The sequence below is a fragment of the Candidatus Gracilibacteria bacterium genome, from assembly GCA_010119145.1.
Classification (GTDB): Bacteria; Patescibacteriota; Gracilibacteria; order BD1-5; family UBA6164; genus JAACSU01.
On sequence record JAACSU010000007.1, the window covers coordinates 522,660 to 549,363 of the forward strand.

General features: G+C 32.2%; 28 protein-coding genes and 1 pseudogene. 10 read left to right on the forward strand and 19 right to left on the reverse strand.

Annotation, left to right across the window (positions count from 1 at the left end; translation table 25 throughout):
• Positions 1-150 precede the first annotated feature (150 nt).
• A complete protein-coding gene (locus tag GW846_02975) occupies positions 151-1,863 on the forward strand; it encodes an ABC-F family ATP-binding cassette domain-containing protein (protein ID NDK09717.1) in 1,713 nt (570 codons plus the stop codon).
• A 13-nt stretch (positions 1,864-1,876) separates the two neighbouring features.
• Here GW846_02975 and GW846_02980 read toward each other — a convergent pair whose 3' ends face one another.
• The 5 genes from GW846_02980 to GW846_03000 form a co-directional block, all read right to left on the reverse strand.
• Entirely contained in the window at positions 1,877-2,437 is a 561-nt protein-coding gene (locus tag GW846_02980) for a DUF421 domain-containing protein (GenBank protein NDK09718.1), read from the reverse strand.
• Positions 2,438-2,510: 73 nt separating this feature from the next.
• Positions 2,511-2,744, reverse strand: a complete 234-nt coding sequence (locus tag GW846_02985; protein NDK09719.1) for a hypothetical protein — start codon at positions 2,742-2,744, stop codon at positions 2,511-2,513.
• Between the two features lie 113 nt (positions 2,745-2,857).
• Positions 2,858-3,052 (reverse strand): hypothetical protein, encoded by a 195-nt coding sequence (locus GW846_02990; protein NDK09720.1) that lies wholly within the window; start codon positions 3,050-3,052, stop codon positions 2,858-2,860.
• 63 nt (positions 3,053-3,115) lie between these two features.
• Entirely contained in the window at positions 3,116-4,378 is a 1,263-nt protein-coding gene (locus tag GW846_02995; GenBank protein NDK09721.1) for an MFS transporter, read from the reverse strand.
• Positions 4,378-5,745, reverse strand: coding sequence for a hypothetical protein (locus GW846_03000; GenBank protein ID NDK09722.1), 1,368 nt, complete (start codon positions 5,743-5,745; stop codon positions 4,378-4,380). The genes GW846_02995 and GW846_03000 overlap by 1 nt, the downstream gene beginning before the upstream one ends.
• A gap of 150 nt (positions 5,746-5,895) precedes the next feature.
• Between GW846_03000 and GW846_03005 the strand changes: the two genes are divergently transcribed.
• The 5 genes from GW846_03005 to GW846_03025 all read left to right on the forward strand — a co-directional run bounded on the left by GW846_03005 (position 5,896) and on the right by GW846_03025 (position 10,237).
• A complete protein-coding gene (locus GW846_03005) occupies positions 5,896-6,435 on the forward strand; it encodes a hypothetical protein (protein NDK09723.1) in 540 nt (179 codons plus the stop codon).
• A gap of 72 nt (positions 6,436-6,507) precedes the next feature.
• The gene (locus tag GW846_03010) at positions 6,508-8,607 is read left to right on the forward strand and encodes a S1 RNA-binding domain-containing protein (protein NDK09724.1); all 2,100 of its coding nucleotides are present in this window, start codon (positions 6,508-6,510) and stop codon (positions 8,605-8,607) included.
• 58 nt (positions 8,608-8,665) lie between these two features.
• Positions 8,666-9,226 (forward strand): hypothetical protein, encoded by a 561-nt coding sequence (locus GW846_03015; GenBank protein NDK09725.1) that lies wholly within the window; start codon positions 8,666-8,668, stop codon positions 9,224-9,226.
• Between the two features lie 71 nt (positions 9,227-9,297).
• On the forward strand, positions 9,298-9,699 hold the full coding sequence (locus tag GW846_03020; GenBank protein NDK09726.1) for a GFA family protein: 402 nt from the start codon (positions 9,298-9,300) through the stop codon (positions 9,697-9,699).
• 127 nt (positions 9,700-9,826) lie between these two features.
• Positions 9,827-10,237, forward strand: coding sequence for a hypothetical protein (locus GW846_03025; protein NDK09727.1), 411 nt, complete (start codon positions 9,827-9,829; stop codon positions 10,235-10,237).
• 67 nt (positions 10,238-10,304) lie between these two features.
• Here the strand turns inward: GW846_03025 and GW846_03030 are convergent, their stop codons facing one another.
• On the reverse strand, positions 10,305-10,853 hold the full coding sequence (locus GW846_03030; protein ID NDK09728.1) for a pentapeptide repeat-containing protein: 549 nt from the start codon (positions 10,851-10,853) through the stop codon (positions 10,305-10,307).
• Between the two features lie 97 nt (positions 10,854-10,950).
• On the opposite strand from GW846_03030, the gene GW846_03035 reads away from it, so the two are divergent.
• Positions 10,951-12,828: an ABC-F family ATP-binding cassette domain-containing protein gene (locus GW846_03035; protein ID NDK09729.1), complete on the forward strand. Its 1,878-nt coding sequence runs from the start codon at positions 10,951-10,953 to the stop codon at positions 12,826-12,828.
• Between the two features lie 52 nt (positions 12,829-12,880).
• On the opposite strand, the gene GW846_03040 is transcribed toward GW846_03035, so the two are convergent.
• A complete protein-coding gene (locus tag GW846_03040; GenBank protein ID NDK09730.1) occupies positions 12,881-14,251 on the reverse strand; it encodes a DUF4332 domain-containing protein in 1,371 nt (456 codons plus the stop codon).
• Positions 14,252-14,332: 81 nt separating this feature from the next.
• On the opposite strand from GW846_03040, the pseudogene rnhA reads away from it, so the two are divergent.
• Positions 14,333-14,785: pseudogene (rnhA, locus tag GW846_03045) on the forward strand (ribonuclease HI).
• A gap of 296 nt (positions 14,786-15,081) precedes the next feature.
• Here rnhA and msrA read toward each other — a convergent pair.
• The 7 genes from msrA to GW846_03080 form a co-directional block, all read right to left on the reverse strand.
• Positions 15,082-15,576: a peptide-methionine (S)-S-oxide reductase MsrA gene (gene msrA, locus GW846_03050; protein NDK09731.1), complete on the reverse strand. Its 495-nt coding sequence runs from the start codon at positions 15,574-15,576 to the stop codon at positions 15,082-15,084.
• Between the two features lie 23 nt (positions 15,577-15,599).
• Positions 15,600-16,646, reverse strand: a complete 1,047-nt coding sequence (locus GW846_03055) for an NAD(P)-dependent alcohol dehydrogenase (GenBank protein NDK09732.1) — start codon at positions 16,644-16,646, stop codon at positions 15,600-15,602.
• An 85-nt stretch (positions 16,647-16,731) separates the two neighbouring features.
• Positions 16,732-17,007, reverse strand: coding sequence for a hypothetical protein (locus GW846_03060; GenBank protein ID NDK09733.1), 276 nt, complete (start codon positions 17,005-17,007; stop codon positions 16,732-16,734).
• A 14-nt stretch (positions 17,008-17,021) separates the two neighbouring features.
• Positions 17,022-17,333, reverse strand: coding sequence for a hypothetical protein (locus GW846_03065; GenBank protein ID NDK09734.1), 312 nt, complete (start codon positions 17,331-17,333; stop codon positions 17,022-17,024).
• A gap of 131 nt (positions 17,334-17,464) precedes the next feature.
• The gene (locus tag GW846_03070) at positions 17,465-18,814 is read right to left on the reverse strand and encodes an MATE family efflux transporter (GenBank protein ID NDK09735.1); all 1,350 of its coding nucleotides are present in this window, start codon (positions 18,812-18,814) and stop codon (positions 17,465-17,467) included.
• 136 nt (positions 18,815-18,950) lie between these two features.
• A complete protein-coding gene (locus GW846_03075) occupies positions 18,951-19,718 on the reverse strand; it encodes a hypothetical protein (protein NDK09736.1) in 768 nt (255 codons plus the stop codon).
• 2 nt (positions 19,719-19,720) lie between these two features.
• Positions 19,721-21,340: an RNB domain-containing ribonuclease gene (locus GW846_03080; GenBank protein NDK09737.1), complete on the reverse strand. Its 1,620-nt coding sequence runs from the start codon at positions 21,338-21,340 to the stop codon at positions 19,721-19,723.
• A gap of 225 nt (positions 21,341-21,565) precedes the next feature.
• On the opposite strand from GW846_03080, the gene GW846_03085 reads away from it, so the two are divergent.
• Positions 21,566-22,642, forward strand: coding sequence for a hypothetical protein (locus GW846_03085; GenBank protein ID NDK09738.1), 1,077 nt, complete (start codon positions 21,566-21,568; stop codon positions 22,640-22,642).
• A gap of 31 nt (positions 22,643-22,673) precedes the next feature.
• Here GW846_03085 and GW846_03090 read toward each other — a convergent pair whose 3' ends face one another.
• Positions 22,674-23,909, reverse strand: a complete 1,236-nt coding sequence (locus tag GW846_03090; GenBank protein NDK09739.1) for a low temperature requirement protein A — start codon at positions 23,907-23,909, stop codon at positions 22,674-22,676.
• Positions 23,910-24,133: 224 nt separating this feature from the next.
• Here GW846_03090 and GW846_03095 point away from each other — a divergent pair, with 224 nt between their 5' ends.
• Positions 24,134-24,439: a hypothetical protein gene (locus GW846_03095; GenBank protein NDK09740.1), complete on the forward strand. Its 306-nt coding sequence runs from the start codon at positions 24,134-24,136 to the stop codon at positions 24,437-24,439.
• Positions 24,440-24,676: 237 nt separating this feature from the next.
• Here GW846_03095 and GW846_03100 read toward each other — a convergent pair whose 3' ends face one another.
• The 4 genes from GW846_03100 to GW846_03115 form a co-directional block, all read right to left on the reverse strand.
• Positions 24,677-24,901, reverse strand: coding sequence for a hypothetical protein (locus tag GW846_03100; GenBank protein NDK09741.1), 225 nt, complete (start codon positions 24,899-24,901; stop codon positions 24,677-24,679).
• 183 nt (positions 24,902-25,084) lie between these two features.
• The gene (locus GW846_03105) at positions 25,085-25,996 is read right to left on the reverse strand and encodes a hypothetical protein (protein NDK09742.1); all 912 of its coding nucleotides are present in this window, start codon (positions 25,994-25,996) and stop codon (positions 25,085-25,087) included.
• Positions 25,997-25,998: 2 nt separating this feature from the next.
• Complete coding sequence (locus GW846_03110) at positions 25,999-26,211, reverse strand: hypothetical protein (GenBank protein ID NDK09743.1); 213 nt, start codon at positions 26,209-26,211, stop codon at positions 25,999-26,001.
• A 3-nt stretch (positions 26,212-26,214) separates the two neighbouring features.
• Complete coding sequence (locus GW846_03115; protein ID NDK09744.1) at positions 26,215-26,616, reverse strand: hypothetical protein; 402 nt, start codon at positions 26,614-26,616, stop codon at positions 26,215-26,217.
• Between the last annotated feature and the right edge of the window lie 88 nt (positions 26,617-26,704).

Consider the following 26,704-nt stretch of genomic DNA (forward strand, 5'->3'; position numbering starts at 1 on the left):
TTTAAATTATGCTGCATTATTGTATGGGAAAGGTATGTATTTGCAAATAGAAGTGATATAGATTTATTTCTGTATATATTGCGAAAATCAAAGTTTGTAAAAAATATTTCTTGAATACAATTTGTATAAATATAGAATAAAATAAATACAGTGGACCATTTAAAAATTAAAATTGAAAAACTCGAGTTTCAAGGAGAACCAGTCCTGCGAGATATTGAGCTTACGATAAATCAAAATGATAAAATATCTATCGTCTGACCAAATGGATCTGGGAAAACTACCTTTATGAAAACCGTTGTAGGAAATATCAAAAACTATGAGGGTTTTATTGAGAATGTCGGAAATATGACTCTATGATATCTCCATCAAGTTTATAGTGATAATGAAGAAAAGACAGTTCACGAGGAACTTAGAGAAGCGTTTACTCAAATACAGTCAATGGAACGTAAACTGAAAGAACTTGAGGAGAAAATGTCAGAAGACACATGAGTAATAGAAGAATATACCGACCTCCTAGAACAGTTTGGGAACATAGGATGATATGAGTTTGAAAACAAAATTCATCAAGTGAGCCAAGGTATTTGAGTTCTAGAACTTTTAGATAAAAAGCTCTCAGAAATATCTTGATGACAAAGAACGAAAGTAGCACTTGCAAAGGTATTACTAGAATCACCCGATATGCTCTTTCTAGATGAACCTACCAATTTTATAGACATGAGCTCTGTTGAATGGCTTGAGAGCTATCTGCAGAACAAATGGAATGGTTGATATGTGATTATTTCTCATGATAGAGAGTTTCTTGATAAAACTTGTACTAAAACTCTGGAAATACAACCAGGTCGACCAAGTACCATGTATCATTCTGGCTACAGTGATTATGTAATTGAAAGAGAAAAAGTAGAAAAAATTAGAATGGATGACTGGGGACGACAACAAGATTATATTGGAAAACAAGAGCAACTCATAAATAGATTTCGAGCAGGTTCAAGAGCAGGTTGGGCAAAAAGTCGAGAAAAAATGATTGAAAAAATTGAGAAGTTAGAAAAACCTTTTATTCCTCAAAAACCAAACTTCTTCTTTGAATATTCTGGAGAATCTCCTGAAAAATTGGTAAGTTACAAAGAAGCATTTATTGGTCGAAGTGAAAGCCTCTTTTTTATTAATGAAATTACACTTCATAAATGAATGAGGGTCTGAGTCGTATGAGAAAATGGTGTTTGAAAATCAACATTTATTAAAACTATATTAGGTCAGATTCCTTTACTAGATGGGTATCAATCAATTTGAAAAGCTTCTGAAATACTCTACTACTCTCAAATGCATGAGGAGCTCTACAAAGACCTCACTATGCGAGAAAATTTTCATAAACACTGAGTAAATTATCCAGATGAACATCTCATCTGACTTATTAAGCATTATCTCTTTGAAAAAACCGACTTAGATAAAAAAGTATCAGAACTTTCTGGAGGTCAAACCAGTAAGCTCCTATTTGCTATTCTTTGACAAAAATCCTCCAACCTCTTAATTTTTGATGAACCAACAAATCATCTCGATTATGACACTCGCGAGTCTCTTGAGGAATCACTCAGAGCATATAAATGAACCATATTATTTATTTCTCATGATAGATACTTTGTGAATAAGCTCGCAACTCATATATGGTTTATACATGATGGAGAGCTCTCAATTTCGTACTGAAACTATGAGGATTATAGGTTCAAGATTGAGCATAAACTAGATATGGATATGCATCTCTTTGATGAACAAGCAGAGCTCAATCTTGTATTAGAAGAAAAGCTTTGAGAAAAAGAATTTAAGAGACTCAAAAATAAATTTAGTCGAGATAAAAAAAGAAGGAGATAATCTCCTTCTTTTTTTATCTGAATATTTCTGGAGGAAAAACTGATTGTCAGTTCAAGACTTGTGAATCCTCAAATTTAAAAATACTAATTTCTCCACTTGGTTCCAAATAACATCTCATAATTTCACCAGTATTTTTAATTCATTGAATTCTCAGTTTACTATAAAATGCTTTTAAAGGAATGTCTTTTTTAAAAAGCATTTTTTCATCAATAACTCCATTTTCTATTATTAAGACAGGATCTGGAACTGCGAGTTGGAGAAAAAAATCATTTTTAAGAGTAAGATGTGTGAGAAATTCTTTGAGAACAATTATAAATGTTAATGCTGCAACACCGTATAAAAGTGGTACAGTTGCATAAAACATTGGATCTCAAGCAGCGCTTCACATAGCAACTACAAGAAAATAATCAAAGAAACTCATATCTTTGAGTCACTTTCATGATACAACTCTTAATAGAACTACAGCTGTAACAAATATAACAACTACTCTAAATAATATTTCAAATAAATACCATAAACTAGCATCACCAAGAAACATTCTTCCAAATTCAAATGGGACAAAATCAAATTCCATATAATTATCTTAATAAGTTAATACTCATTATTATATGAACGTAAATGTATAGAATACGTATGAAAACAAAAAACTACTCCTCTCAAAGTTTTTCGAGATTGTTATCATTAAGGACAAGAATAGCAATTCAAATCACTATAGATAAAATACTTGAGAGGACCCAAAATTGAGGCAAAAAAAAGTGATCTAAAAGGTTCCATATTCATCTCCATATCATTATTATGGCAACTGAAATTAAAAATATTCGTAAATCATTGAGGAGTGATTTTTTGGTAAATCTTTTTTCTACTTCTTTTTTCTCAAACATGTATTCAAATATTATATTTTATTTAATATAATTCTATCATACAAACTCAGAAAAATAAAAAAATCTCAGACATTATTCTGAGATTTTTTTATTTTTTGAATAGGAGTAATTTACTAGTACTTCCCTGCTGTTACAAATGCTATTTCATACTCAGTATCAGCTAAATCACAAGAGGCTTGAGATAATTTAGCTGCTGCATTAGGTTGAAAGTATAAATTTTGGCAATAATTTTGGTGTCGTATCTGCATTTCATCTCGTGAAATATCATGTGAAGAAGCATAAACAATGAGTGCAAGAAGAAAATCCATATTGTGAAAAACTGAAAAGTAATAGCTTTAATATAAGGATTTATATGTTGCTTGCAAAAGATTTTAAGAAGCTTCTTTGACAGTTTCAAAGTGTATATTTTTATAAACAAGCGAACTTATTAAAACTCAAACAAGTGGAAGGATACTAAGGAGAAAATATATAGAAAAATCTATATGAGTATATATAAGAGTGGCTAATATAGGGATTCAAACTGATATGAAGCTCTCTAAACCAGCAACCATTCACATAATTTCTCATTGATTTTTTTTATCCACGCTTCTTGAAAATAAAGAACTCAGCGTACTCCAAGAGAGAGAAATACCGAGCACAGCAAAAAAATAAAAAACAGTAAATAATATGATATTTTTAGTTGAAGCCATTGCAAGAAATCATAATCACATAAAAATCATTCATATATAAAGACTTTTGCGATCTCGAAATTTTTTCACAAAATATCGTATAGAAACTGTTTGATGAAATATAAGAAACATTCCCGTGAATGTCATATAATATCATACATTGATAGCATCGAATCTAAATACATCTATTAGGTATAATGCGGAAATACTTGTATATCAAACAAATGCAGAAAACATACAAATTTTCATAAATATAGTATATCTAATATTTTTGAATTTTCACCATTTTGATATTTGAGCAAACAAATTTGTATTTTTGAGTGAGATTTTAATCTTTGATTTTTTATCTTCTTCTGCAATTGATTCTTGTAAAAAGAAAATCATGATTAGAAGAGTTATAAAAGAAATGATAGTACCAGCAATTGCCGTTCACAAATAACCATAACTTGTTCACATAGAAAATGCTCAAATAGATGGACCTACAACAATTGCAAGTCACATAATAGCTCCATTCATTCAAAAAACTTTCGTTCTTTCTGAAGGTGTAGATAGATCAGCTATGATAGCTTGTGCTACGGAATTATTTCATCAAGTAATTCCATCAAATACACGAGATAAAAAAATTACAAGAATTGGAAGAGATATGAACGATAAAAACTGATACTCTGGAAGTAAGTATGACACTCAAAGTACAACCCAAGACAACATAGTTCCTGCTTGAGTAATGATCAAAATAGGTTTTCTTCAATATTTATCTGAAAGAGAACCTAAGATTGGAGCAGCCAAGAATTGAAATAAACTAAAAGTACCAAGTAATATTCACAGGACTACTTCAGGGGCTTCATAAATTTTAATGATAAAAGGAAGGACTGGAAAAAGCATAGTAAAACTTAATCCGTTTACAAAAGTGATAAGAAATACAATGAAAAATCGAGATTTCATCATATTTAGGAATGTGTTTTTCATTATTTATAGTCGTGAAAGAATGTTTTTTCTATAATTTTAAATTTTTTCTTTTTATAGAGTTCAAAATTCTCGTCATCAAATTCTAAAATATAATCAAGTTTCGTAAGTTTTTCTCTATAAAAAGGAAAAAAGTTAAATCCAGAAGAATATTTCACGTAAAAATCTATTTTTTTGATTCTGATTCAAAAAGTTCTGAGAAAATAATCCTTTAGAAAACTTTGAAACGAGACTTCAAATATATTCCCAGTTTTTTTCAGTATATCTATATAATTTGTTGTATCTACGAAATTAGTTTTGATTCGAACAAAATTGAGATTATGTTCTTGTTCTTTGAAGCTATAAATATTTCATTTAAGTTGTTTGAATCTTGAAGTATCTTTTTCAACGAGTAGGTAATACGGTATTCTTTTTATATCTGTATTGTAGATTTCTTTTATAAAAATTTTTCTATATCACCCATATCTTGCTCCCCACTCTAAAAATCATATTTTTTTAGCAGTTTTATCGTATTTATATTCGAGGTGTATCACTCATCGGTAATCAATTTCCTCGAGTTTAACTCTGAGTTGTTCAAGTAAACTTAGCTCAAGTTTCGCGAGCATAGAAAAATCTAGATGATAACTAATTGGAAGAATAAAATTAAAATGTTTTTGTAGCTCTTCCCCATATTTTGCAAGAAACTCTTTTGAAAATTTGTTTTTATCAGAAAGCTCAATCATTGCTATCTCACGAGCATATGTCAGGAGATACATTTTAGAATCAGCGTAAAATACATCAACAGAATAGAGTTCTCAACCTATATATTCCTCAATCATATAGTCAAAGTTTCGAGAAAGTTTAGGGAGAATATCAAGAAAATCTTCTTTCGAGGTAATTTTAAAAGTACTTCGTGACGCACTTGCATTGGTTGGTTTAATAATACTCATTGGACCAACTCAATCTAAAAGTTCATCATATTCCATATGCATAACTTCCTTGTATGTTCGCTTCATTATATTTTTCTCTCAAACATCTCAGAGAAATTTTTGCATGACATCTTTCTCTTTGAAAATTTTTGGATTTATTTTAGATCCAAATGATTTATTAAATACCTTAATGGCATATTTAGAATTATCATCTCAAGAAAACAATGGCAATACCATATATTCTGGAAAATCTGTGTACGCAGTATTTATAGCTCTGTTGAGTCAGTTAACACCAGTATAACTGACAATAGAAATATTTGAAGGAATCTTTATTTTGAGTGTATCTTTGTTTCAAGAATATAAGAGTCGGATTTTAGTATATGGGAGAGTACTAAATGAAAGAAGTGTTTCTTTCGATACATTTGCAACTTGAGCCAGAAGAAGAGTTTTAGTATTTTTCATAAATGCTTGAGTGAATTAACTGCTGAATTTTAATTATATATTTCAAATAGCAAACTAAAAATGTAACTCTATTTATAGCTATAAAAATTGATTTATATCAAATTTAAAATAGCATAGAGAAGTAAATTATATTTTTTAAAGATATTTCTCATGAACAAAGTACAACTTTCTACAATCTGAATGCTCACAGCTCTTGTAATTCTTACGTCTTGCGCAAACAAAAATGAAGTTCAAATTAACTCAAGTTCTAGTGGCTGAATTACCCCAGTTCAAGCAACAACTCAAGAACAAGATGAAACTACATGAACAGGGAGCGAAGAAATAGTTGAACAAGAAGCAGTCGAAGAAGAGGTACTAGAAGTTCAATCTACAAACTGAAGTAGAGTTACTCTCAATGATATTAAAGAGTGAACTACTATTACATCTTGAGAAATTGTCATTTGAACTGTAAGTGTTGATTGGTACAAAGATAGTGAATTTCCAATTAGTCTTATAGCTGAAAATGGAACCATACTAGCTACCAGTACAGCTTCAGGTGAAGTAATTGATGAACAGTGAAATCCAACTGGAGATAACGTTCAATATGTTGCTGAACTCATCTTTGAAGTTCCTGAAGGAGTTACCAAGGCTACCCTCAAACTAGAATCTGCTAATTCTGGAGACTTTTTAGAAATTCCGGTAAGCTTATAATTTTCATATCATCGAATACTAAAGCTCTCATTGAGGAGAGCTTTTTTTTATCTAAATAATGCTTCATCACTTATGATTTTAGAACCTATATATAATCAAGAAATTGCTAAAGTGCTCAATCTCAAAGAGCATCAAGTTTCTACTACTCAAGATATGCTCGACGAATGAGCAACAGTTCCGTTTATATCCCGCTATAGACAAGAAAGAACGTGATGACTTGATGAAACAGTCATAAGAGCTATTATAGAATTGAGAAAGTGACTTGAACAATTATTTAAACTCAAAAATACTGCTCTACAGGGAATTTTTGATCAATGAAAACTCACTCCAGAACTTGAAAGGAATATAGTGAATTCTAATAATATAAAGGAAGTAGAAGAACTTTACAAACCCTATAAAACAAAAAAGAAAACTCTCGCTATGTTGGCAATAGAAAAGGGATTTCAAATCGTAGCTGACAATTTTAAAAAAAATATATCCAAGATTCCTGATAATTTTTTGGCAAAGTATGATTCTACAGAAATACTAGAAGGAGCGAGTCAGATTATATCAGCTGAAATATCAGCTAATATGAATCTTAGACATGCACTGAGAGATGATTTACAATGATATGGAATACTTATTTCTAAAATAAAAACACCAACTGCACTCGCAAAACTTAATAAAAAAGATGCTGGTCAAGTTTCTAAGTTTGATATATACACGGATTTTTCTAATAGAATAAATTATCTCAAACCCTATCAAATACTTGCTCTCAATAGAGGAGAAAATCTGTGAATTCTCAATATAAAAATAGAGAAAACAGAGAAAACATACGACATTATTAAAAAAAGATATGCTGGAGAATTAGAAATATCATCACAATTCATTACAGAGCTTGAAGAGTGACTCAAACTTGGCTATACTACACTATTTAAATCTGTTGAAAATGAAATTAGATGAATTCTCACTGAGCAATGAGAAGACGATGCTATCATAACATTTAGTAAAAATCTTGGTCAACTGCTTATGACGAAACCTGAGTATTGAAAAACTATTCTCGCTCTTGATCCTGGATTTGCAGCTTGATGTAAAATGGTAGTACTTGATAATCTCTGAAACCCTCTGTATTTTAGTAAAATATTTCTTTCTCAAAAGGATAATTCTAAAATTGAACTCAGTAAAATTATTAAAAACTATAACATAGATGTTATAGTTATAGGAAATGGTACAGGTGTGAAAGAATCAACAGAACTTGTTCAAAGTATTTCAGATATAGATATTTATATAGTGAATGAATCAGGTGCTTCTGTATATTCTGCAAGTGCTATAGCAGCAGAAGAATTTCCAAATTTAGGAAGTTTAGAAAGGTGAACGGTATCAATTTGAAGAAGATTTATAGATCCACTTTCAGAACTTGTAAAAATACCAGTTTGAAGTATAGGAGTATGAATGTATCAACATGATATCAGTGAAAAGAAACTAGAAGAAAAACTTTGATATGTCATAGAGGATACCGTGAACGAAGTAGGTATAAATGTTAATACAGCTTCCGTATATGTTCTCTCACATATATCATGAATTACAAAAACTGCTGCAAAAAAAATATATAATAATAGACCCTATACTTCGAGAGCAGAGCTCAAAAAACAACTCAGTCCAAAAGTATTTAAATTGGCAATTTGATTTCTCAGGGTTCCACAAAGCAAGGAAATCCTAGATACAACAGATATTCATCCTGAGCAGTATGCACTTGCGAGATTTGTAACAAAACAACAAAATACCATAGAGTCACTTGATTCATTTTATAAAAACAATGAGGTAAAAATTAAAGATTTGTACAATGATGCAAATATACAAACTCTAGAATTTATTACTCACAGCCTCTCTCAAGCAGGAATTGAGAAGAGAGTTCTTTCAAGTCATCAAAAGGCAACTACATTAAGTAACAGTGATTTCAAAGCTTGAGATATAGTGCCATGAATTATTCGTAATGTTCTCGCTTTTTGAGCATTTGTAGATATTGGGATGAAGCAAGATGGTCTTGTGCATATATCTCAAATTGCTGATAGATATGTTGCTGATCCAAAAGAAGTAGTAGAAGTCTGACAAAATATTCGTGTAAAGATTCTCTCAATAGATGAATCAACTGGTAAGATTCAACTTTCACTCAAAGATGCAGTATCTTTGTAAAAAATAAAATTCTTAATATAATCAACGTATCACTTTTTATGTATTAATATATAGCTTTATGAAATTTATAGTACTTATTCTCTCTTGTTGAGCTCTTGCTCTCGTGCTATCGAGCTGTGGTGAAGCAATTGCTCCAGATAGTAATATTTCTTGAAGTACTACTCAAGATGCATCTACTAATCCTTCATTAGATTCTTGAATATCTATTCCTTGAATTGAAGATAGTGAAACGAGCAAAATAGAAGAAGTAACAACTATTGAATCAGTAAAATGAGCACCAGTAGTGTTATTTGATTTTACTCCAAATATGCCGGTATCGTCTCCATTGGAAATAAAATGAAAAGCTCCTCGAAGTTGGTTTTTTGAATGAATATTTCCTGTAGCACTTATGGTGGAAAGTAACGATGTCGTTGCGGAAACAGGTGCAAGTGGAGATTGGCTCGTACCAATTAGTGAAAATGCTGAATTAAGTGGAGAAGATATGATTGATTTCACAGCCACACTCGATTTTTCTAGTCCACTTGTTACTAAAAATTGAAAACTTCAACTCAGAAGCTATAACCCAAGTGACACAGAAGAAAACAATGATATGATCGAAATTGATGTTATATTCGATTAGTTCATACATTTCATACACTTTCACTACAGATACTCAGTAATTTTACAGAGTATTTTTTTAAATAATAAATTATGACTAAAGTTACTGGAGGATGTGATTGTGGTAACGTTCGATACGAGGCAGAGTGAGAAATAGATGGAGCAGTGAGCTGTCACTGTAAACAGTGTCAAAAAATACACGGGATATACAAACCAATGCTCGTTATTAACAAAACAGATTTAAAAATCACTGAAGATTCAGGACTCAGTTGGTATGAGTCAAGTCCTGACAATAAAAGAGGATTCTGCAAAGACTGTGGTTCTGCGATATTTAAAAAACCAAATGATGACGCAAAAGCCATGTCTGACAAGATTATGCCATCAGTAGGAAGTCTCGATGATACGACACCATGGAAAAACCAACTCAATGTATTTTGTAAATTTAAATGAGAATATTACAATATGCCAGACGGAGAACAAAAAGAAATTATGTAATTCAAAAATAAGCTCACGAAAGTGAGTTTTTTTATTTCTGAAATACAACACTGATGTATTAACTAAATAATTATTACATTATAATAATTTAACCAATTTTTTCTTAATCTGAGTGAGGAACTAAAAAATGGCGAAAAATAAAACAAAAACTCAAGTTCAAGATGGAGTTAAGAAACCAGTGAGTATGATTCTTAAGCAAGATCATACCTATTTCGGACGAGAACTGACGGACAAAGAAAAAGAAATTGTCTATCTAGCTTTTCGGCGTCGTTCAGAGATAAAAACTAAACATGCATATTTCGACCACGGTGAAGAGCCAACTCTGCTGAGGTTATATCTACTTGGAAGCAAGTTCAATTCAACAGTAGAATTTCTCGTCAAGTACGGTTCTTTCGAACCTTTAATGGGAAAATCCAAAGGGACTGAAGATATTGAAGTAGGCTTCAACGTTGAGCTCAAGTCAACTCTTATCAAGGGAACAATTCTCCTTGAGGTCCTGAGACGCCAGTTCAAGGCTACACTTATTATTCCAAGTTAAGTCATTCTATGACTTGTGCTATGGCTAAAAGAAAACAAAAGAGCCCCCACGTGGGGGCTCTTTTATATTACATCAACTCTATATCTAACTGGTGAAGCAATCCCTCGCAGTATTCCCTACTAAACTTAGTTTTTGAGAATTTATTGTGTTGTGGATCTATAGAGAAGTTGAAGCTTCAACGTAAATCTGCATTTTTAAAATTACAGCCAAGAAATGTAGTTTTGAGCAAATCGCAATATCAAAATACTGCATTTTCAAGATAGGTATTAGTGAAGTCTGATTCTGTAATTTTGCAATCTTCGAAGTGGATACCTTTGAGAGACAGTCAAAAAAAAGAAGTAAGTGTAATAGTACAATCATAAAAATTAAAGTTTGATAAGAGTCGGTCTATATCTCAAAACTTAAGTCAAAGTATCTTGCATCCCTTGAATCTAATATCATTGAGAGTGGTATTTTTGAGAGTTATATTTGAAAGATTACACTTTTCAAAAGTACAGTTTGAAAAGTTTTTACGAGAAAAAACATGATTTGAAAAGTTTATTCCCACAAAGTGCACATCTGAAATGTAATCCTGAGACATAATCTCCTGAATATTTAAATCTGTTATTTTTTGCATAAATATATCATACGAAAATTCTACAAATAAAAAAATGAATAATACTCTCGCATTATTTTATATCTCCCTATAATCAAAGAATAAATTAAATAAAAATATGTTTCAAGAAATAATAGATGAAATACTTGCGTGTCATGATGAGTTCAGTGAGCATGAACTTGCTGAAATTTGTCAGGTTTTTTATGATGAAATACCTGCTAAAATAAAACATGAAACCAAACTCAAACGTACAGCAAAATATATGAGAAGTGAGTTTGAACTTCATGATACTACTTCAGAACAAAAAACACTTATTATTTGAGCAAATAAACAGTATTCTCTTGAGAGCATACCCAAGTACCTTTTTGAATGAAAATCATCTATAGCATCTAGTTTAATAGATATAAACAAGCTCTCAAAATCTATATGAGCTGAACCATTGCTTATAGATGCAAATCTCAAAATAAATACGAATGATAAGGTAGCACTTATCGGAAAAAATGGTGCTGGAAAAACAACGCTCCTAAAAATGATTCTCGCAAAAGCTGGAATACTCAAATGAGAGCAGGCTGAGGTACTTGATTTAGAAAATATAGACGGAAATATCGAACTCGCTTCTGGGATTAAAATAGGATATCTCTCTCAAGACCTCTTCTGGTCAGATTCAAAAAACACACTGAGACAAGAAATGGCAACTATATTTCCAGATATTACGCACAAAATAGAGCGACTTCACAGCTTGCAAGACCAGGCTGAAGCGTGGGAAGAGAGAGAAACACTCAATAAAGAACTTATAGAGTGTGACTGATTTAAAAAAGATATTTTGAGACAAGAAATACTGAGATATTTTGGCATTACAGATGACCAGTTAGATTTCAATGTTTTACAGCTCTCAGGTGGAGAGCAAACAAAAGTTCAAATTGCTAAGTTTCTCATCACAGAAGTAGATATTTTGATACTCGATGAACCCACGAATCATCTAGATATTGATGGTATCATCTTTTTAGAAAAATTTTGCCAAGTTTGGAAAAAAGCGATAGTTTCTATATCCCATGACGTGCAATTTATTAATCATACTTGTAAACGAATTGCAGAAATATCTGGAAAACAAATACATAACTATGCTGGGAACTATAATTTTTATATCACAGAAAAACAAGAACGTTACGACAAACAGATGCGAGATTTCAATAATCAAGAACGAGATATAGAAACTCAAGAATCCTATATTAATAGATTTAGAGCCAACTCTGCGAAAGCTGCTAGTGTTCAAAGTCGAATTAAAGCACTGGATAAGGTTGAAAGGCTTCATAAACCAGAAAATGAAACCACTGCAAAGTTTATTACTCTGCAAACAAATATGAGACTTCCAGAAGTCATTATCCAACTTGAGGAAATAATAGTTTGATATGACTATCCACTGGTGACACTCCCAGAATATATACAGGTACATAAACAGGATAAAATTGGAATCATAGGGAAAAATGGAGCTGGAAAAACAACACTTCTCAAAACTATTCTTTGAGAACTCACAGCACTTTCAGGAACGAGCCAAATTCACCCTAATCTCAATGTTTGAAGTTACTGACAAGTATTAGAGGGTCTTGATACTAGTATGAGTATTATTGCAGAACTATCGAAAGAACACGAAAATACTCAAGAAATTAGAACTATGCTTGGTTGACTCCTCATAACGTGAGACAAAGTAGAACAAGTAATACAAACACTTTCTGGATGAGAACGAGCAAAGGTAGCGCTCACCAAGATGCTGCTTGCAAAACCTGATATCATTATTATGGATGAACCAACCAATCATCTTGATATCCACTCTAAAGAAGTTATTAAACATATGTTACAATCATTTACTGGTACGACGCTTATTGTCTCACATGATAGAGACTTACTTGAGTCGGTATCAAACAAACTCTGGCTGATTAAAGAGCAAATCTTAAGTGTATATGATGAACCAGAGAAGTGATTCTCAGAAATATTCTAAAAAAAAAGAGCTGCTTAGCTCTTTTTTTTAAATATAGTTATTTTTGTTGTACTTATTTTTTTTGTACGAGCTTATAAATATATGAATCAACTTGTTTAATTGTTATAGCTCAATCTGGATAAAAGAGTTTTTCTCACTGATCTATGAGTCCATTTATTTTTGCGTATTCTGCGTACGTTGTATACCAAAATTGCTTTTCTAAATCATCAAAGGTTACGTATGCAGCCCTTCATGGTACAGTCTCTCAGTTAAAATTCAGAATAAATTTTAGTCACGCAGCATGAGATACGGTAGCGCTTGGATTAAAATTATTTTGAGCATCTCATTGAATATATCACTTTCGTTTTGCAAAACATATTTGCTCTTTGTAGTTTGATTCAGAAATATCTTTAAAACAGTTTTGAGCCCCTGTCCCTCAGCTTATATTTTGGTTAGATAAAAGTATTCAAACTAATTCTTCTCGACTAATTTCTTCTTGATCAAAGCTTTTATATACACTATCACTTAAATACCATGGATGCTCGAGTTTCTGAGTAGATTCTGTAGATGTTGAGAATACTCACGCTATTGATTTCTCAATATTTCAGGTGAGAAGTCACTGTAAAAATATAATACCGAGAAGTGATATCAACCATAAACAAAGCGTCTTTTTAAAAAAGTTGAAATCCTCTTGAAGGAACCATGTCCAAGTATCAGTTCATTTTTTATTCTCAAAAATATAGTGTTCCAGTTTCTCTCGTATGGTATAATGTAATTCAGAAATAAAAAATGAATTTCTATAGAAATGAAATACAAACAGTATAGGAATAAAAACGAGAAAATAAGGTGAAACTATTGAAAGTAATCAGAAAATAACGCATTGAATCATAAGCGTTATAAACTCGTTTTTTGATTCATTTTCAAGGTATGAATATTGTTTTTCAACGCTTGTGATTGAAGTCGCATATCATTTACTCATAACAGTAAATGATTCATACCAAAAATCAAAGATAAATAGTGGAGTCTTATTACTATTTTGTATTAATTCCCCTAAATACTCAGGATTTATATACCGAGTTATATATGGATAATGGTGAATCAGGTCAGTATAGAGGATACCTCAATCCTTCTTTCTTAAATCCTGAACTCACTTCACGGAGTCTTTTACTAACACCTCTGCTACAACTGCTTTCATTCCCTCTACTCTCATAAAATCAAAAAAGGCAGTGAGTTTATTTATTTTTTCGATTGGATGACCTATCTTCTTTGCAAGAGCTACACGCTTATAATGAGTAGAAGTGATTGATAGAAATTTTTGGCTATCAGAAATACCTAATAAGAGCAACTTTTCGTTGTATATTTTTTGTATATTTTGGCTATTTTCGGTATGCAATTTATCTGACATAATTCGCTTCACAACATAATATTGTATAATTGTTTTCATAATACTTATAAACAGAGAGTTGCACAAATTTTTTAAATAAAAACATTGAAATATTCTTACTTCGTTTATATAATAGCCCACATGAAAACAAAAGCAGAAGAAATAATACATATCTTTTCCGATGGATGAGCCAATCCAAATCCATGACCTGGATGATATGGGGTTATTTTAAGATGTGGAGATCATCAAAAAGATATTTCTGCGTGATTTAAAAAAACTACTAATAATCGGATGGAGATTCGTGGAGTAATTGCGTGACTTCAAAGTCTGAAAAAACCATCTGTGGTAGTCATTACTACAGATTCTCAGTATACAATCAATGGTATACAAAAATGATGGGCAAAAAAATGGAAAGCAAATAATTGGTTTCGTACAGGTTCTCAAAAAGCTCAAAACTGGGATTTATGGGAAATATTGCTCAGTGAAATAGAAAAACACTCCGTGACATTTAAGTGGATTAAGTGACACACTGGTCATTTTGAAAATGAGATGTGTGATGAGCTGGCAACTCTTGCAATGAAACGCAGTGACTTATGAGTTGATTTATGATATATTGAAACTCCAGTTTCTTCTCAAACGAGTCTTATCTCATGAAGCAAAAAAAACACATCTAAAACAGCCTCGCTCCCCTGAGAAAAAATATGACAAAGCTGTAAAAAATGTGGAGCAGAACTCGAAAAGAAAATACCAAAACACACAAAAAAAACTCTCGAAAAAAAATATTATTATGCCTATTATCATAATTGTCCAAGTTGCAAAACCAACTATATGCTTGAGGAAGCAAAACGAGATATAAAAACACTGAAACTATAGTTTCAGTGTTTTTTGTATTAGCTTGTTATATATGTTGGCCATCTTACATAATGACAGGTATATCAATTCGGAGATTTTTGCAGATAATCTTGATGATAGTCCTCAGCAAGATAAAATGCTTCAAATTCTTCAAGACTGGTAACGACAGGATTTGGCCATCTCCCAGAATCATTTACTATTTTTATAAAATCCTCGGCCGTTTGTAATTGCTCATCATCTTCAAAAAATATAGCAGAGCGATAGGAATCACCTCTATCGTTTCCTTGTTGATTAAGCGTCGTTGGATCGTGGATTCTAAAAAAGTAATCAAGTACCGTAGAATAATCTATCTCATCAGCATCATACTCTATTTCAAGAGCTTCAGCATGTCACGCGTGATTTCTGTATGTTGGGTTTTCTGTTTCTCAGCCCATATAGCCAACCCTTGTTCCCATGATTCAAGGAAAAGCTCGAAAAAGCTCCTCCATTCACCAGAAACACCCTCCTGCTAAATAGGCTTTTTTAGTTTTCATAAATATGTTTCGTTTAGAATATATTAGCTCAATGTACTCATGTCGATAACAAATCTATATCGCACATCTGAGTTTACTACTCTTTCATATGCCGTATCTATTTCCTTCGTATCAGCTGAAATAACTTCTATTTCAGGAGTGATATCATGCTTTGCACAAAAATCGAGCATTTCTTGGGTTTCTTTGATTCCTCCAATAAGAGAACCAGCATACGAACGTCTTCTTCCAATAAGTGAACCAACACTCAGTTCCATTTTTTCCGAAGGAACCCCGAGATTTACAAGTGTACCATTCACAGTAAGAAGTGATAAATACTGATCTATATCGAGCTTCGCTCCAACTGTATTAATTATGAGGTCAAAAGTTTCGTTGTACTCCTCAAATACTGAATCATTTTTAGTATTCACGTGATACGTTGCCCCAAACTTCATTGAGTCTTCTTTTTTATCATCAGAGTGAGAGAGAACTGTTACCTCAGCACCCATGGCACTCGCGATTTTTACAGCCATATGACCTAGTCCTCCAAGCCCGAGTACTGCTACTTTTTTCCCTGGTCCAGCATTCCAGTGATGGAGTGGTGAATAAGTTGTGATACCAGCACACAGAAGTGGTGCAGCTTTATCAAGTGGAATACTATCAGGAATACTCAGTACAAAATCCTCTTGTACTACAATATACTTCGAGTATCCACCTTGAGTTTTTTCTCCATATTTGTCTTTAGCTCCATAGGTTCCCGTCATTCCTTTTTTACAAAATTGTTCTTCATCGTTTTTACAGTTGCTACATTCTTGGCATGAGTCGACCATACACCCTACTCAGACTCTATCGTCTTTTTTATGTTTCGTAACCTCAGAACCAGTCTCAACGACTATACCAGCGATTTCATGTCCTGGAACGAGTGGGAAATCTACTTGTCCCCATTCAGATTTTACGGTATGAATATCAGAGTGACAGATACCAGAGTATTTTATTTCAATCAAAATGTCTTTTGGCTGTAAATCTCGTCTCTCAATCATCAGTTCTTCAAATGCACCTCCCTCTTTTGTAACTCATCGTGCGTGTACTTGCATATTTTCGTGTAATTAAATGATAAAGTTCCATAATTCTTTTCCGTCATAGATTCTTCCAATTTTACACAAACTCTGTATGAAAAGCTTAAGAGTTTAGACACTTTATACCAGACAGGAAATAATGAGCTCGCTCAACCGAAATCTCACATGGACGAAATCTATATTCTCACTTCACTTTATAGAAATTACCACTTATAATTTCACCCGTTTGGAGATTTCGTGCAAAAAATTTCAGAATTGTATTATTCTGAAGTTTTTCTACCGTGAGATTATACCTCTCATCTTGAGACAGTACACTATAGTTCCCAGTTTTCAGCTTTTGAATTATCTCGATAGATTCTCTGATTTCTTGTGTATTCATACTTTGTTTTTATTTTACCACAGGCAATCTTGGAAGTCTGTCAGCATATGAAATACGAGTCCAACTCAAATAATTCTCACATATATATTTGGAACAAATATGAGTCATATATACACTACTATTGCTATATAGCTATGCAGAGGATGAAATCAAATAGAACATCTTGTTGCATCAAATATTGGATCAGCGAGTAAATGATCCACATCTACCAGCATAGTCAGTATCATAATTCACCAAGCTTGTTTCCATATACTTCGAAAAAATATGAATGCGAGGATTCATGGGAAGAGGAGGTGGAGAGAGTAGTGGAGGAGGGGTTGGAGCATCAATAGGATTAAATATTTATTTGATTTATTTTTTTAAATTCATTAATCTATTCTAAGAATTTTCTCACTATCCTTAAATTTTAATCAAAAAAAACACTTCAATCTAAAAGTGTTTTTTTTGAAATATTTTTCTATACTCTTTTCAAAACTTTTAAGTTCCAAATATATGAAATAATCGCTATAAAGATATTAGAAGCTGAAATCACAATCCAGACATACCAAATCGGGAGCGTAGTCATTTGAGTGATGAAATAAGTAAGAGGAATCGCAATGACGAAAAACTTAATGAAGGTAAGCCAAAAACCTGGCCACGACTTCCCCATCGATTGGAAGACACTCGCTACTATCATAGTGATAGAGATACCTGCGTAGGATAGTGCTACGATGTAGATATAGCTGAGAGCGTACTCTGTCACGAGTGGATCATCTGTGAAGATTTTGAGTATGATACTTCCAAATATTATGAGAAGGACTCAGAGAATTCATGAAGCAATTCCACCGTAATAATTTGCTGCTTTGAATATCTCGAGTGAACGATGCGTATTTCAAGCTCCCGTATTTTGTCCTATCATCGACATAGCTCAGAGACCGAATCAAATAGCAGGCAAATAGGCAAAAAACTCAAGACGAAATATCAGACTAAATGCTGTAGCTCCAGCCTCTCCGTACGTGAGAGAAACCATGAGGATGAGGATAGCAAGTCAGACTGGATTGAGAACCTGTGTGAGTGAAGCTGGAAATCAGATTTTGAGGACTCTGAGAACAGAATCTTTCTGAATACTGAGATTAGAAAATGAAAAATGAACACTTCTCGAGCTTGATGAGAGGATTCTCATCGCAAGGACTATAAATACAAACTGAGATATAAGAGTTGCGTAGGCAGCTCAAGCAATCCCTAGCTCAGGAAATCAAAACTTCCCAAATATCAGTATCGGATCGAGGATGACATTCACAGCTGTCGAGAGAGCGAATAACTTGGTAAGTGTAAAAGTATCTCCCTCAGAATTAAAGGCAAACATAATGTTGATGAGATAAAACGAAAGAATAGAACCTGCAGCTGCAATCGTAAAATACTCTAAAGCTGGAGCATAAATATCTCAAATTGCTCCCGAGGCTATGAGAAATGGTTCTCTAAATACAAGAGCTAAGACTGTAAAAAATACTCACGCAATGGTAGCAAGTATAAATCCCTGAGCGAGGACTCTACTTGCTTCTGTTTTTTCCTTTGCTCAAATATGCATCGACATCACGACACTCGAACCTACTGAGATTCACATACTAAGAGCCAACATGACAAAGAGTGTTATTTGAGAAATGCTCACTGCAGCAATAGAAGTTGTCGAGAGTTTACTCACCCAAAAAGTATCTACGACATTGTAGAGCGTGTAGAAAAATATCGTCATCATCGTAGGCCAAGACAGGGACCAAAGTTGTGGGAGAATGGCTCACGAAGTGAAGTCTTTTAGATTGTGCTCTTGCATGAGATAATGCTTAAAAAATAAGTGTTTTTAAAATCGAGCTGTATTTTATTTATTTTTTATGAATTCAGAATTAAATAATAAATAAAGAGTATATTTTATGGTGAAATATACTCTTTATTACATTGCAAGCTAAATACTATTTGAGCTTGTGAGAAATTTCTGTTAGAAATCCTTTATCACAATCATCAGATTCTATAATATGATGAAAAGTATCTCGAAATTTTCGTTCGTGTGCTTTTTGAGATTTCAGTAAAAATCAGACATTGAAAACATTTCTGTCGCTTGGTCACATTTTAACGTCTCAAATTGCATCTCCCATCACTAAAAAATGTGTTCTCTGTGCAAAGACGTCAACGAAGTCTTGAGGAAGAGCTGACCAAACTTTATCATCAATATGTACAGGATGTTGGTTACTAAGTCCTGCAAATCTGCCTTGTGTATCAAACTTGAGTGAGTTTCCTTGGATTCAAGTACGAGGAATTCCGTGATGATCAAAGACTCTTTCTATAACACTACTAATTCAAGCAGAATTTATGAGAAGTGGCACTCACGCGTCATGCGCTCTGTGAGCAAAATCAACCATACCATCTCGCAACTCTATTTGATGAGCCGCGTGTGTGAGTACATCTTCAAATTTCTCTTGTGTGAGATAAGTATAAAATGCTTCCATTGAAGCGTCATGCCAATCTCTCATATGTTTATTTCTCTCTTCAGGGTCCATTTCTAGATTGAGTTCTATAGGTCTATATTTTAAGAGATTTCTAATTTGAAGCTCTTTGAGTTCGTTTGGAATAGAGGGGCTCGTTTCGAGTGCACCAAAGGCTGTCATAGAATTTCATTTTGTGAAAGTCCTATCAAAATCTGTGATTACTCAGAGGTTCAGAGCATTTATTTGATCTAACATATTTATTTTTGAGGAAGTATAAATTCAAATGTTCCAGCAATGGCTTTTTTCAAACACTTTACTTTTGCTCTGGTAAAGTCTTCCTTGATAATATGGTATTGTGTGTCATCTATTTCTAGGTTTTTTAATTTTCATTCTGGGAGCACTGCATTATCATCATGAGACGCGAGGGTTTGTATTTTGGAAGTATCTGTAAATTTCGCTCAAAGTATATTTGTGTGGACTCTATAATAGAGAACTCATTTACTTACAAACTGACTCTCGCTATATGAGATTCAAGGGACACTTCCAAATATATTTACGTATTTTCTCGTGGAATAATCACGCAGAATGATATCTCTCATCACCTCTATGATTTCAGTTTCCCCACTGAGTAAAAACTTACGAATAATCCAATCTTCTACTTCTTTTTTATCAATCATATCCTGCATGATAAATTCTCGGATACTCCGAGGAGTTCGCAGTCAATTCTCTTGCCGATGTCTAATATGTTGCTTCATACTCCTTTGATAATCTTGAGGATTTTTCTTTCCTTTTCTCACTATTCTTTTACCGTGCATATCGAGAAGCTCATCTTTCTGATTGGAAAGAGTTGCTGTAATTTGCAGATTAATATAGCTACACAGTTGCTCAATTTGTTCAGTATTATAAAATTCTTGCCTCCCTTCGAGTAAACACACGAGCTGTCTATGAGAAATATAATCTGCAAGTCTACGAATAGGAGATGTAAAATGAGAATATTTCGAGATTCACAGTCCCTTATGGAATCAAGCAGTAGGTGAATACTCAGCTCTGTCTAATATATTTGGAAGTATTTTTTCAAACTCAAGTTCTGGCATATGGAACCTATAAATTCCATGAACAGAGTTTTCATCCATAAGCTCAGCAATCTGGGTGTTAGCCAGCAGCATAAATTCTTGTATTACAAAACTAGATATATGAGAGTTACTATGACCGAGGATTTTTTCTCACATCGTGATTTTTCTATCTGCATCATCAAAATGTTCTATACGAAACTCATTTTCTCTTGTATGTCTGAGTCCTCGCGCGAGCTCATGCATGTGTGAAAAATACTCATATTCAGGATCAGAGGTATGAGTTATTGCTTGAGTAAAACTCTCTGGAGAATGTCTCTGTCTATTATAAAATGTAGACTGATACAAATCTTTTTGAGTCACTTCAAAATCCTCATTCAGTATAAGTTCTAATGTGAGAGTCAGTCTATGTTGATGATGATTGAGAGATGATATATCGGTCGCAATGATATTTGGAAGCATATGATGAATATGATTTTCTCCAAAATATACACTCGTTGCACGATCAATTGCTTCTTGTTCTACAGGAGAATTTGGCTCAATAAGCTCAGTAGGACTTGCGATAGATATTTGTAATCTCCAGCCTTTTTTCCCATCCAGTTTCTCTATATGTATGGCATCATCAAGGTCTGGTGAAGCAAGAGAATCAATAGTAATACCCTGTCTAGCTATACGATTTCAGTGTTTTTGAATATCAAAATCTCAAGCTATAGCACGTGCTTGCTTGAGTGAACATTTTTTATGTTTCTTGTGTATTTCATCTGAAATTTCAGGAACTCGGAAATTTCAAGAAATAGTATTGAGCATACAGTATTTTTACAAGTATTAGTATAATGATAGTAAAATATTGATTTATGTAAAATATATATTTTAGTATATTTATATATTCAAATATTTTAATAATTATATAATTAATATATAAAGAAATATTGTTACTACTTTAGTAGTTTATTTCACTAAGCTGACTATTTTATCGACTTTTTTACTCAAAAAACTATAATAAAAATATATTTATTCTCTCATAATAGTATTATGTCTCAATTTATAAAAAAATGTATCAGTGTTTTACTCGTGAGTTTATTACTCTCTAGTTTTACTCCATGAGTATTCTCTGCAGAAGATTCATGAGAATGAAGTTCTAAACCACTCGTTCCACGTATTGAATTTAGTACAAAACCGAGCGTGTTAGCTGCAAATTATTTGTCTACATTTTGAGTAATACTCAACAAATCTGAAAATCTTTCAGAATATAATATTTATTCTCAAGTGACAAGAAGAGAGATGCTGAAAATAGTGATAAATCTCTCATGAACAGATGTTCCTGAAACATGTGAGTGAAAATTTAGTGATATGGATAACTTCGATTGGGGATGTAAATATGCTGAAATAGCCCTGAAAAAAAAGTTTATATCTCCTAATAGCACTTTCAGGCCTAATGATTCAGTAACGGAAGCTGAAGCACTCAAAATGATTATGATAGTACGATGAATTAGTCGAAATCAAAGTAGCAATTGGCAATTTGGATACAGTACCAAAGCCACTGAAATCGGACTCATAGACTTCAATATAAATTATAACGATACTCCAGCTCTCAGAAGATTCGTATTTCTCACAAGTGCGAGAACGTATTCAAATTTTAACAGTATAGAACAATCAAGTGTCGCTGAAGCAACTGATATATTTGATACAATTGGACGAAGAAGTAGATTTTCTATTCTTGCACGACTTATAGAAGCTGCCTGAGCCGTAAAGGATTTAGAATGAACAGGGCCGTTCACATTTTTTGCTCCTACTGATTACGCATTTTCTCAACTCCCAGCTGGAAGCTTACAAAAAATGCTTGATGCTAATAATATCAATGAATTACGTGAAATAATCGCCTTTCATTTTGTTGACTGAGATTATAGTCTTAAAACTCTCAACGAATGAATAGATATTGAAGCGATAAGTGGAAATACTCTTATATTTTCGAAGAATAATGATAAAGTCATTATTAATGATACTGCGAATATTACGAGTGAACAAATTAAAGCAACAAATGGAAGTATTTATAGAATCGATGCAGTTATATTTCCAAGCTCTATCAATAAAGATACGATGTCATATTAAGTAAAAAATTTCTCAAAAACTTAATATGTATCTATTGAGTATTTATTTTTGTACTCGCATGGTCAATCCATACAAAAAATCAAGCAACAACCGGTATAAATATAACAAACATAGCAGAAATGATTGTTATAGTTGTTCAAAAGTCTATAACTCCTATTATTCATAAAAGTACAATACTCACTGCTGAAGCAATCGTCCCGAATCAATAAAACCTCTTTAATTCTTTTCTAATATCCAAGGTTTGAATTAATAATATAATTGTGAACAAAAATAGCATAAGTGGAGCAATTAATATCCATTTATTAGCTCATTGTAGATATTCTGCGTATTTGAGTGTATTATATACTCATACACTCAATAAACCAATACTCAGTGTTAAGAATAAATGAAGGTATATCCATATAAATCTATTTATAGTTCCTTGAACCGGAAGACGTCTCGCAATGAAATCAAAATAGATCCACCACATAGAAAAAATAATACCAAAAAATCACATAATATGTACTATATCACTCATACGAAGAGTTTCTATAAACGTTGCTCATTGCACAGCAGAGATAACTGCTTCGCCCAAAATTATGATTGTTAAGAGTCATAGTCTTTCAACAAATGATGGATTGATACTCAAAGCAGCTTCTCGGTGCTCAATAAGTGATGATTTAGTATGAGTTGTTCACTTTAATTGTGTCCTTCTATTGAGTGTAAAAGGAAGAAACAGTGAAAACACTATTGCAATCCCCCACAAATAAAACGAAACGGTTGGAATAGTGAAAATAGATATTACAAATAAAATTGTTGTGAAGCTAAATCACCAAACATAGGGAGTAGAAAATGGTTTATGATCCCTATCATAAACTCCTGTCCTCCACCATAGATATGTCAAAATACTTAAAAATAGTGCATAAGAAATAGCAAAACCCTGATATCCAGCTCAAAAAGCATTATGAGTAAATATTCACATACCAGCAAGTGATAACATTTGAATAAATGTAAAAATACGAGTTCTCACATCATTGTTTCCATGTAGTTCATGATACAAACTTCCATTGAGCCAAGCCCACCATACCATTGAAAAAAGTGCTATATACTGAATCAATACACCCAAGCTAATGTTACCAGCAAGTATATGGGTTAGTTCGATGACTATTGCTACGTATACCAAATCATAAAAAAGCTCAAGATAACTAATTTCTCGATTCTTTTCTCTCTCTGTCACAGATGATGGTTTTTGCCACCAAATTCGAAATGTATCTTGGAGTAACTTCATAATCAACTCTGTTAAAAATATTTGAATTATTACTATAGCTATTTTGTAGTGTATTGCCATCTAATAACAATAAAAACCTCAAGAATTATTCTTAAGGTTTTGTTAGTTATAGAAATGGTGGACCGACCGGTGCCGTCGTCATAACCTTTATAGTATTATATATAGAGAAAGAGAAAATGTAGTTTTATATACTAATAAATTACAAAAATATATATAATATTTCGATGAAGAGAAAATATAAAATATCCTACTATGACTACTTGTATAAACTCGAAATGAGTGAAGTTTGAATGTCTTGGCAAACTAAAAAATTTTGAGTAAATATAGAAGAAGTTATTGATCACATGTTTCAGTTTCAAAACTGAAAAGACTTTAGCATGAAATTAGATCCATCAGTAACGAGACTTTGATATAATAATAATGTTTTCAAGCTTTGAGCTCAAAGATACAAGATGAAACAAGTCCAAAATATTTTTAGTAAAAGAAATTCATGACCTGAAGATCAGAATAATCTAGAAGTTTTAGATTAAAAAAAAGGTACCCACAAAATGTGGATACCTAGTTATTGAAACATGAGATTATTCTATGTGATTCTAAACTGGTTGATTTCGACCAGTTTGTCACAATCGAGATGATCACCTCACTTTCTGCCGTTTTGGCATTTCCAAGAATTGGATTGTGTATTAAAGTACATAACCGACTCCCTTTATGGACCCCCAGGATTGGAGGATGTATGAGCTGTCAAATATTCTTTGACAGCTCAATTACTATTCTTCAGGAATAGAATATCTTTTTACTTCAGATTTATTTCTCAGTATTTCATCGAGTCTTTGAAATTGTTCTTCATTATAACTTCTTACTTCTGTGCTTAAATCACATCTAAGAATCTTGAATACTGCAGCTAAAGTCATAGAAACTTGTACTTGCATATTTTCATCAACTCATGGTCTTACTTTGAGTTTTCATTCGTGTATTGAGAAGTTAAATTTCATATTATCTTTTGAAACAAATACACTTTTCACAGTATTTTCCTATCATATATCCTCAGCATTTTTTACAAGACTTGTTGATTATCTCCATTTTTCAATCTATTATAAAAAATATAAAAACTCAAAATACAAAAATAATAGTACAGGACATGAGAACAAGCATAAATGTAGAAATATTTTCAAGCATTAGATATATTTAGTGAATATATAATTCGCAACCATGAGTTTTACCCATTCCCAAGATAATTTACTTGGTGTGTAGGCGACTCACATTTCTATTAGAACCTGTTTTTCTATTTGTTCACAAAAATCTTCTCTAATATTTCTCTCAGCATTAAAATTGAGATAATGATTTCTTGTGTACTTATATTTACTTTCTTTATTAAAAGATTTCACTAGGGCTGTATCAAATGTACTTATTTTATACCAGAGCTTTTGAATAAAAAATGGAAGTAAATACCACAAATCGTGTCCTACTTCATGTTTGAGAGTTGCTGCTTGTTGTTGAATTGAATTAGTATAGAAAACATCATATATTACAATTGACCTGGTACTTTTTACATACCTTGCATTTGCTCCTCATTTTAAAACTGGGTCGCTTGAAACAAACTTTTCTTCTCTCGTTACTTCAAAATTATCAAATTTAGTAATATGTTGATATGGAGATTGTTCTTTGAGTCTATACCAACCAAGAATAAGAGTATAATCATGTTGGCTATACTTTACGTAGTCATCACTTCATATTCCATCTCAGTTTCAAATATTCTGATCTACAGTATAAATAATATTTTCTCATACTTTAGCATCTAAGCATATATTTACATGTCATTCAGATGTTGGTCACTTAAAAAATATAATATCTCATGCAAGAGGAACTTGATTTACATCTTTTGGATTATTTTCTATTCTCTCCCATTTAGAATTAAAAGGACTCCCAGTTTTCCATCAATTGAGAGCTGTACCACTAAAACTTCAAATAGGAGTTTCGAGTACGAGATTACAAAAATCTTTTACTTGAGCGACACATTGGAATCAATACTCTTTAGTTTCCATAACTCCAGTACCAATTCTTAATTTTAGATAATCTTGTATATACATGTTTAGTTTTTACCAAGTATTTCATTTAACATTTTTTCATCTTCATTTGATTCACTTACTTTCGGAGTAGGGCTATTGAGTCCAAATACAAAAGCTAGAATGAGTATGAGGCTTTGGAATAATTGATTTGCCATATCTTTTTCTCATATAAATAATAGCCATACAAATATTCCTACTGCTACAATTCCAGATACATAATATTTTAAATCTTTCATAGTTTATTTTTTAGTAAAGTAATTATATCTCGCTCTTTTTGTAAAATTCACAACATAGAATAAAAATAATCTAATTATTAATCTGTACTTCATTGGGAATTTATATAAGAGATCAAACATTCATTTTGTAAGTCTTTTATTTGCTCGGAAGAATCAAATCTTGAATCCTGTATCTATATCATGTCGAATTACAAGTTGCTCTATATCCTTTCGAAGCTTCAAACATTTTTCAGGATCAAAGATTTTTGATTTTTCTAAAGTGACGAAAATTGCATCTATGATGTCATCAAAAAATATTCCATCAGCTCATGTTCAATTGTAGAAACCTCATTTTTTCAGAAGCTCAATATTGTATTCTGAAATAGGCTTGTATCAGAGTATTTTTTCTATGGTTTTTAATTTCATTTTATCATGATAAAATATATAAAATTGCTGTATAGGCAGTAACTAGAATAAATCAAGTCACAATCCATAAGCTAATATCTGCATTAAT